At 70.0% G+C, this 7,948-nt stretch carries 9 protein-coding genes; 7 read left to right on the forward strand and 2 right to left on the reverse strand.

Features of this window, described 5'->3' with window-relative positions; all coding sequences use genetic code 11:
• The first annotated feature begins 94 nt into the window (after positions 1-94).
• Positions 95-1,102, forward strand: a complete 1,008-nt coding sequence (locus tag FYX01_RS23320; RefSeq protein ID WP_150245039.1) for a tryptophan--tRNA ligase — start codon at positions 95-97, stop codon at positions 1,100-1,102.
• An 83-nt stretch (positions 1,103-1,185) separates the two neighbouring features.
• On the opposite strand, the gene FYX01_RS23325 is transcribed toward FYX01_RS23320, so the two are convergent.
• On the reverse strand, positions 1,186-1,752 hold the full coding sequence (locus tag FYX01_RS23325) for a nicotinamidase (RefSeq protein ID WP_150245080.1): 567 nt from the start codon (positions 1,750-1,752) through the stop codon (positions 1,186-1,188).
• Between the two features lie 45 nt (positions 1,753-1,797).
• Entirely contained in the window at positions 1,798-3,099 is a 1,302-nt protein-coding gene (locus tag FYX01_RS23330; RefSeq protein WP_150245043.1) for a nicotinate phosphoribosyltransferase, read from the reverse strand.
• 132 nt (positions 3,100-3,231) lie between these two features.
• Between FYX01_RS23330 and FYX01_RS23335 the strand changes: the two genes are divergently transcribed.
• The 6 genes from FYX01_RS23335 to rdgB all read left to right on the forward strand — a co-directional run bounded on the left by FYX01_RS23335 (position 3,232) and on the right by rdgB (position 7,554).
• Positions 3,232-3,654, forward strand: coding sequence for a M67 family metallopeptidase (locus tag FYX01_RS23335; RefSeq protein ID WP_150245045.1), 423 nt, complete (start codon positions 3,232-3,234; stop codon positions 3,652-3,654).
• 95 nt (positions 3,655-3,749) lie between these two features.
• A complete protein-coding gene (locus FYX01_RS23340) occupies positions 3,750-4,028 on the forward strand; it encodes a MoaD family protein (protein WP_150245048.1) in 279 nt (92 codons plus the stop codon).
• A 7-nt stretch (positions 4,029-4,035) separates the two neighbouring features.
• Positions 4,036-4,983: a PLP-dependent cysteine synthase family protein gene (locus FYX01_RS23345; protein ID WP_150245051.1), complete on the forward strand. Its 948-nt coding sequence runs from the start codon at positions 4,036-4,038 to the stop codon at positions 4,981-4,983.
• Between the two features lie 333 nt (positions 4,984-5,316).
• Positions 5,317-6,069 carry an MBL fold metallo-hydrolase gene (locus tag FYX01_RS23350; protein WP_150245054.1) on the forward strand — a complete coding sequence of 251 codons (753 nt, stop codon included), beginning with the start codon at positions 5,317-5,319 and terminating at the stop codon, positions 6,067-6,069.
• Positions 6,070-6,172: 103 nt separating this feature from the next.
• The gene (gene rph / locus FYX01_RS23355) at positions 6,173-6,892 is read left to right on the forward strand and encodes a ribonuclease PH (RefSeq protein ID WP_150245057.1); all 720 of its coding nucleotides are present in this window, start codon (positions 6,173-6,175) and stop codon (positions 6,890-6,892) included.
• Between the two features lie 56 nt (positions 6,893-6,948).
• Complete coding sequence (rdgB, locus tag FYX01_RS23360; RefSeq protein WP_150245083.1) at positions 6,949-7,554, forward strand: RdgB/HAM1 family non-canonical purine NTP pyrophosphatase; 606 nt, start codon at positions 6,949-6,951, stop codon at positions 7,552-7,554.
• Positions 7,555-7,948: the final 394 nt, after the last annotated feature.

A 7,948-nucleotide genomic window follows, 5' to 3' on the forward strand; every position in this document is an offset into this window, starting at 1 on the left:
GAGCCGCCCTTCCCCGCCCTCCGGCTCGGCGGTGGCCGTGTACGGCCCGTCACCGTTGCCCATCCCCGCCACGGCCGCCGCTACCCTGGAGGGCATGGCAGCGAACACCTACCTGACCGGTATCAAGCCCACCGGTGACTTCCACCTGGGCAACTACATCGGCGCGATCAAACCCGCCCTGGAGGCGTCCACGGCGTACGACACCTACTACTTCATCGCCGACTACCACGCGCTCAACACCATCAGGGAAGCCGACGAGCTCCGCCACAGCATCCGGTCAGGCGCTGCCACCTGGCTCGCGTGCGGGCTCGACCCCGAGCGCACGATCGTCTACCAGCAGTCCAAGGTGCCCGAGACCTTCGAGCTCACCACGATCCTGAGCGCCCTGACCCCCAAGGGCCTCATGAACCGCGCGCACGCCTACAAGGCCGCCCGCGACCGCAACCACGCGGCGGGGGTCACCGACCTGGACGCCGGGGTCAACATGGGGCTGTACAACTACCCCGTCCTCATGGCCGCCGACATCCTCGTCATGGAGGGCACCCACGTCCCCGTGGGCCGCGACCAGACCCAGCACATCGAGTACACCGCCGACATCGCCGGGTACTTCAACCACCGCTACGGCGATGCCTACGGCTTCCCCGTCCCCAAGGGCGTCATCGACGACAGCGACGCGAGCATCCTGCCCGGCGTCGACGGCCGCAAGATGAGCAAGTCCTACGACAACCACATCCCGCTCTTCCTGCCGGAGAACAAGCTCAAGAAGGCCGTGCGCCGCATCCCCACCGACTCCACGCCGGTCGAGGCGCCCAAGGACCCCGACAGCTCGGTGCCCTTCCAGCTGCTCACCCACTTCGCCGACGCCGAGAAGGTCTCCGAGGTGCGCAAGCGCCTGGAGGCGGGCGGCATGGGCTGGGGCGACCTCAAGAACGAGCTGTTCGAGGCGATCAACACCGAGCTCGGCCCCAAACGCGAGCGCTACGAGGAACTGATGGCCGACCCGTCGGAGATCGACGCGGTCCTGGCGGCCGGTTCCGAACGCGCCCGCCGGCGCGCCCGCGCCACCCTCGACCGGGTGCGCGCCGCCATCGGCGTCGCCTGACGCACCGGGGACGGAAGCAGGGACAGGACAGGGGCGGCGGCCGACACCGCCGCCCCGTCCCGTACGAGGGCCGCGAGGGCCTCTCAGCCGACCCGCGGCTCACCCTCCAGTTCCACACCCGCCTCGCGCAGCCGCTCCAGGGCCGCGTCCACCGTCGGGCGCGACACCCCGGCGGTCAGCCCGAGCAGCACCCGCGTACGCAGGCCCTCACGCGCCGCGTCCAGCGCCGTGGCCCTCACACAGTGGTCCGTGGCGATCCCCGCCACGTCCACCTCGTCCACCCCGCGCTCCCTCAGCCACTCGGCCAGCGGGGTCCTGTCCCGGGACACACCCTCGAAACCGCTGTAGCCGGACGCGTACTGCCCCTTGTCGAAGACCTCCTCGGCCAGCGAGGCGTCGAAGTCGGGGTGGAACTCCACCCCCGGCGTTCCCGCCTCGCAGTGGCGGGGCCAGCTGTCCACGAAGTCGGGATCCTCGGAGAAGTGCTCCCCGGGGTCGATGTGGTAGTCACGCGTGGCCACCACGTGGTCGTACTCACTCGCGCGGGCGTACTCGGTGACGGCCGCCGCCGTGCTCGCGCCGCCCTTCACCCCCAGGTGTCCGCCCTCGCAGAAGTCCTTCTGAACGTCCACCACGATGAGCGCCCTCATCACGCCACCTCCTCTCCCAGTCCTGGCCCGTGCCGCGCACGGCCTCTAGTGGAACACCGTCGGCAGTGCGGCCTCGCCGCGCGACATCCGCAGGGCCTCCTCGGGCAGTTCCGCGATCGTCGCCCGGTGCCGCTCCCGTGCCTCGTGCACCGTCTCTCGACCCACCGCCACACCGTCGGTGACCAAGGGGCGCAACAGCGGGCGTGTTCCCGTCTGCGGAGTCGGCGGGTGGGGATAGACCTCCTCCGCCAACGCCGTGCCCTTGTCGTCCAGGCGCCGGACCGCCCACTTGCGGCCGCCACGGCTGGGCTTGCCCACCGAACGCTTGGCCACCGGCTCCAGCGGCGCGTCCTCCTCCAGTCCACGTGCCCGAGCCACCAGCTTGTACACCAGCGACACCGTCGGCGCACCCGATCCGGTGACCAGGGCGGTGCCCACCCCGTAGCCGTCCACCGGCGCCACGGCCAGGGCCCGGATGGCGTGTTCGTCCAGGTCGCCGGTCACCACGACCCGGGTACCGGTCGCGCCCAGGGAGTCCAGCTGTGAGCGCACACGCGAGGCCTGGGCGGCCAGGTCGCCGGAGTCGAGCCGCACCGCGCCCAGGCCGGGACCGGCCAGTTCCACCGCGGTGCGCACCGCCCGCTCCACGTCGAAGGTGTCCACCAGCAGCGTCGTCCCGGTGCCCAGGGACTCCAGCTGCGCCTTGAACGCGTGCCGCTCGCTGTCGTGCAGCAGTGTGAACGAGTGTGCCGCCGTGCCGCCGGTCGGCACCCCGTGGAGGCGTCCGGCCTCCAGGTTGGAGGAGGTCGCGAACCCGGCCACGTAGGCGGCGCGCGCCGCCGCCACGGCCGACCGCTCGTGGGTGCGGCGCGACCCCATCTCGATCAGCGGGCGCTCTCCCGCCGCCACCGCCATCCGCGTCGCGGCCGAGGCGATCGCGCTGTCGTGGTTGTACACCGACAGCGCCAGCGTCTCCAGGAGCACGGCCTCGGCGAAGGAGGCCTCCACCACCAGGATCGGCGATCCCGGGAAGTACGCCTCGCCCTCGCCGTAGCCCCACACGTTGCCCGAGAACCGGTAGTCGGCCAGCCACTGCAGGGTGCGCTCGTCCACGACCCCGTTGTCGGACAGGAAGTCGAGTTCCTCCGTGCCGAACCGGAACCGCTCCAGCAGGTCCAGGAAGCGGCCCGTTCCGGCCACGACCCCGTATCGGCGCCCCTCCGGCAGCCGCCGGGCGAACATCTCGAACACCGAGCGGCGGGCGGCGGCGCCGCTGTGCAGCGCCGCCTGGAGCATCGTCAGTTCGTAGTGGTCGGTGAGCAGCGCGCTGCTGCTGTCCTCGCTCATGGGCACGAGCCTAATCCGTGGCGTACGGGTCCGCGGCGGCCACCCCGCCAGCTCCGCACCACGGTGATCCACCCCGCACGACAATAATACCCACCTTGTTGGTAGGGAACTGGATGTAGGTACCCTGGTGGCATGCTGAGGATTGATCGCTCGATCTACGACAAGATCGTCGCCCACGCCCGCCGCGACCACCCCGACGAGGCATGCGGTGTCGTGGCCGGGCCCGAGGGCTCCGACCGCCCGGAGCGGTTCGTCGAGATGATCAACGCCGAGCGGTCGCCGACCTTCTACCGCTTCGACTCCCTCGAACAGCTCAAGGTCTGGCGCGAGATGGACGATCGCGACGAGGAACCCGTCGTGATCTACCACTCCCACACCGCCACCGAGGCCTACCCCTCGCGTACCGACATCTCCTACGCGTCCGAGCCGAACGCCCACTACGTGCTCGTGTCCACCCGCGAGTCCGACACCGTCGAGTTCCGCTCCTACCGGATCGTCGACGGCCAGGTCACCGAGGAGCCGGTGGAGATCACCGGGGCCGACGGGGACCAGTAGGTTCCCAACCACGCGGGGCGGCGTCCAGGAATGGGCGCGGAACGCCCCCTGTTGGCAATGAACGCACACCAACGACCGCTAACGGAGACACCTTCATGGCCATCGAGGTCCGCATCCCCACCATCCTGCGCAACCTGACCGACGACGCCAAGGTCGTCGAGGGTTCCGGTGCCACCCTGGACGAGCTGATCGCCGACCTGGACAGCCGCTACCCGGGAATCAGCGAGCGCCTGGTGGCCGATGGCAAGCTGCGCCGCTTCGTCAACATCTACCTCAACGACGAGGACGTCCGCTTCGTCGGCGGACTGGAGGCCAAGCTCTCCGACGGCGACACCGTGACCGTCCTGCCGGCGGTGGCCGGCGGAAGCCGCTAGGCCGGACATGCGCTACGACTCCCTGCTCGACTCCCTCGGCGGCACGCCGCTCGTCGGCCTGCCACGGCTCTCGCCCTCGCCGCAGATCCGGTTGTGGGCGAAGCTGGAGGACCGCAACCCCACCGGTTCGATCAAGGACCGCGCCGCGTTCTTCATGATCGAACAGGCCGAGAAGGACGGGCGGCTCTCCCCGGGCTGCACCATCCTGGAGCCGACGTCGGGGAACACCGGCATCTCGCTGGCCATGGTCGCCAGACTGCGCGGCTACCGCATGGTCTGCGTCATGCCGGAGAACACCTCCGCCGAACGCAAGCAGTTGCTGGCCATGTGGGGCGCCGAGGTCCACTTCTCCGACGCGGCGGGCGGTTCCAACGAGGCCGTCCGCGTCGCCAAGGAGATGGCCGCGGCCCACCCCGACTGGGTGATGCTCTACCAGTACGGCAACCCGGCCAACGCCAGGGCCCACTACGAGACCACCGGGCCGGAGATCCTCGCCGACCTGCCGGAGATCACCCACTTCGTGGCCGGACTCGGTACCACCGGCACCCTGATGGGTGTGGGCCGCTACCTGCGCGAACACCGCCCGGACGTGCGGATCGTGGCCGCCGAGCCCCGGTACGGCGAGCTGGTGTACGGGCTGCGCAACCTCGACGAGGGGTTCGTGCCCGAGCTGTACGACGAGTCGGTGCTCACCACCCGCTTCTCCGTGCCCTCCGACGCCGCCCTCAAGCGGACCCGGGAGCTCCTGGACAAGGAGGGCATCTTCGCGGGCATCTCCACCGGCGGCGCCCTGCACGCCGCGATGGGCATGGCGCGCAAGGCCGAGAAGGCCGGAGAGCGCGCCGACATCGCGTTCGTCATCGCCGACGCCGGATGGAAGTACCTGTCCACCGGTGCCTACGAGGGCACCATCGAGGAGGCTGAGGAGCGGCTCGACGGCCAGCTCTGGGCCTGAGACGACACGTGCCCGCCGAACCTCTCCGGGGCACGGCGGGAGCACGGAACACCGTGGAGGCCGGCGCCAGAGCGCCGGCCTCCACGCTGTGTTCGCCAACACCCCGGAAACCTGTTCTGAACAAACCGGACGGAAGGCGTCAAGGCGTGTGAAAAATTCACACGTGACCGAGGTCGCGTGAGACGCGGGCCACATTTTGTACCACCCGGGCGGTCGTTGGGGTACACCCGTAACAAGGGGACATCCGCAGAACCAGCCGCCATCCGCACTCCTCACACACTCTCGACGGGGTGCCACGGACGCCGCGCGGCCCATCGAGAAGGCGACGACGACGTGCGACTCACGATTATCGGGTCATCGGGGAGCTTCCCCGGGCCAGACAGTCCGGCATCCTGTTACATGCTCGAAGCGGACGGGTACCGCCTGTTGCTCGACATGGGCAACGGCGCGCTCGGCGCGCTCCAGAGGCACGTCGACATCTACTCGGTCGACGCCGTCTACCTGAGCCATCTGCACGCCGACCACTGCTTCGACCTGTGCTCGTACTGGGTGGCCAGGAAGTTCCACCCGGGCGGAGCCAAGTCCCGCATCCCGGTCTACGGACCCAAGGGAGTGGCCCATCGGGTCTCCGAGGCCTACGGGCTGGATCCCGACCCGGGCATGACCGAGGTCTTCGACTTCCACGAGCTCGTACCCGGCGGGTTCCGGATCGGCCCGTTCTCCGTCCGCGTCGACTACGTCAACCACCCCGTGGAGGCCTTCGGCATCCGCCTGGAGCACGGCGGCACGTCCATGGCCTACTCCGGTGACACCGGGGTGTGCGACTCCCTGGTCGACCTGGCCACCGACACCGACCTGTTCCTGTGCGAGGCGGCCTTCCAGAACCACCGCGAACACCCCAAGGACATGCACCTGACGGGGAGCGAGGCGGGCGAGCACGCCAGCCGTGCCCGTGCACGCAGCCTGCTGTTGACCCACCTCGTGCCGTGGAACGACGACGACGTCACGCTCACCGAGGCGCGCTCCACCTACGGCGGCCCCATCGACCTGGCCCGCAGCGGACAGGTGCACACGGTCGGCGGCTGACCGCGGGGACGGAGCGGGGAAGGACGTGGCGGCGGCCCTTCCGGAGCGGACGTTCTCTCCTCCTCCAGTCACGGAGGGCTCCTCACGGATATACGCTCTTGGCATGGCCCGACCTGACGGACGCGTTCCGACCCAACTCCGCCCCGTGACCATCACCCGCAACTGGCTCCGCCACGCGGAAGGCTCCGTACTCGTCGAGTTCGGTGACACCCGCGTGCTGTGCGCGGCCAGCGTCGAGGACGGCGTCCCGCGCTGGCGCCGGGGCACCGGCGAGGGGTGGGTCACCGCCGAGTACGCGATGCTGCCCCGCTCCACCGACACCCGCGGCGCGCGCGAGTCGGTGCGCGGCAAGATCGGCGGCCGCACCCATGAGATCTCCCGCCTCGTCGGCCGCTCCCTGCGTGCCGTCGTGGACTTCAAGGCGATGGGCGAGCACACCATCACCCTGGACTGCGACGTGCTCCAGGCCGACGGCGGTACCCGCACCGCGGCGATCACGGGCGCGTACGTGGCGATGGCCGACGCGATGAAGTGGCTGCGCAAGCGTCGCAAGCTCAAGAACAACCCGCTGACCGGTTCCCTGGCCGCGGTCAGCGTGGGCGTGGTGCAGGGACAGCCCCGGCTGGACCTGAACTACCTGGAGGACTCGGTCGCCCAGACCGACATGAACGTGGTGCTCACCGGCGACGGCAGGTTCGTCGAGGTGCAGGGCACCGCGGAGGGCGCTCCGTTCGACAGGGATCTGCTCAACCAGCTGCTCGACCTCGCCTCGACGGGCTGCGAGGAGCTGACCGCGATCCAGAAGAAGGCGCTCTCGGAGTGACCGTCGCGAAGAGGGGACTCACCCGGATCGGCGGCGCCCGGGCGGGAGGAGGAACCGTGAAGGTCGTCCTGGCCACACGCAACAAGAAGAAGGTGCCCGAGATGCGGGCCATCCTGGCCGACGCCGGGATGGACGCGGAGGTGCTCTCGCTCGACGCGTTTCCCGACGCACCCGAGGTGCCCGAGACCGAACCCTCCTTCCTGGGGAACGCACTGCTCAAGGCACGCGCCATCGCCGAGCACACGGGGCTGCCCTCCGTCGCCGACGACTCCGGCCTGAGCGTGGACGAGCTTCGGGGGATGCCCGGGGTGCTGTCCGCGCGCTGGGCCGGCCGCTTCGGTGCGGGCGACCAGGACCGGGCCAACCTGGACCTGGTCCTGGACCAGCTCGCCGACACCCCCTCCGAGCGCCGGGGCGCCGAGTTCGTGTGCGCGTCGGTGCTGGTGATGCCGGACGGGACCGAGGTCGTCGCCGAGGGCGTGCTGCGCGGCCGTCTGCTGCGGGAGCGCCGGGGGGAGAACGGGTTCGGCTACGACCCGGTCTTCGTTCCCGAGGGGGAGAGCCGCACCGCGGCGGAGCTGTCCCCGGAGGAGAAGAACGCCATCAGCCACCGGGGGATCGCCTTCCGCAGGCTGGCCCAGGAGTTGGCGGACATCCTCTGACCCGTGCTCCGTGTCCGGAGCGGCAACGCGAGCGATCGGGGCGGCATCCGGTGCGGGAATATCCCGGATGCCGCCCCGGTTGCATCAGAGCCGGACGGGATACCGTCGGGCATCCGGTGGCAGCCGACGGATTTGACGCGACCGGATCGGTTGCCTAGAGTGGATCGGGTCGCTGCGGGACGGCGAGGATCCTTCGGGGTCGCTCGGAACCGGACCGCGATCACAGACCTTCCTCTCCGAAACCGTGTTGGTTCGAGCAGTGCTCTGAGCCGGTAGGCTTCGGGAGGCGCTTCCACAGAAAATGCGGAAGCGGACGGGCTTTACCCCGATCAGGAACACCACAAACCGCCGGTTTGGCGGGGTGCGGAACACCTGATAAAGTGAAGACACAACA

It is taken from the genome of Nocardiopsis quinghaiensis (assembly GCF_008638365.1).
Lineage (GTDB): Bacteria > Actinomycetota > Actinomycetes > Streptosporangiales > Streptosporangiaceae > Nocardiopsis > Nocardiopsis quinghaiensis.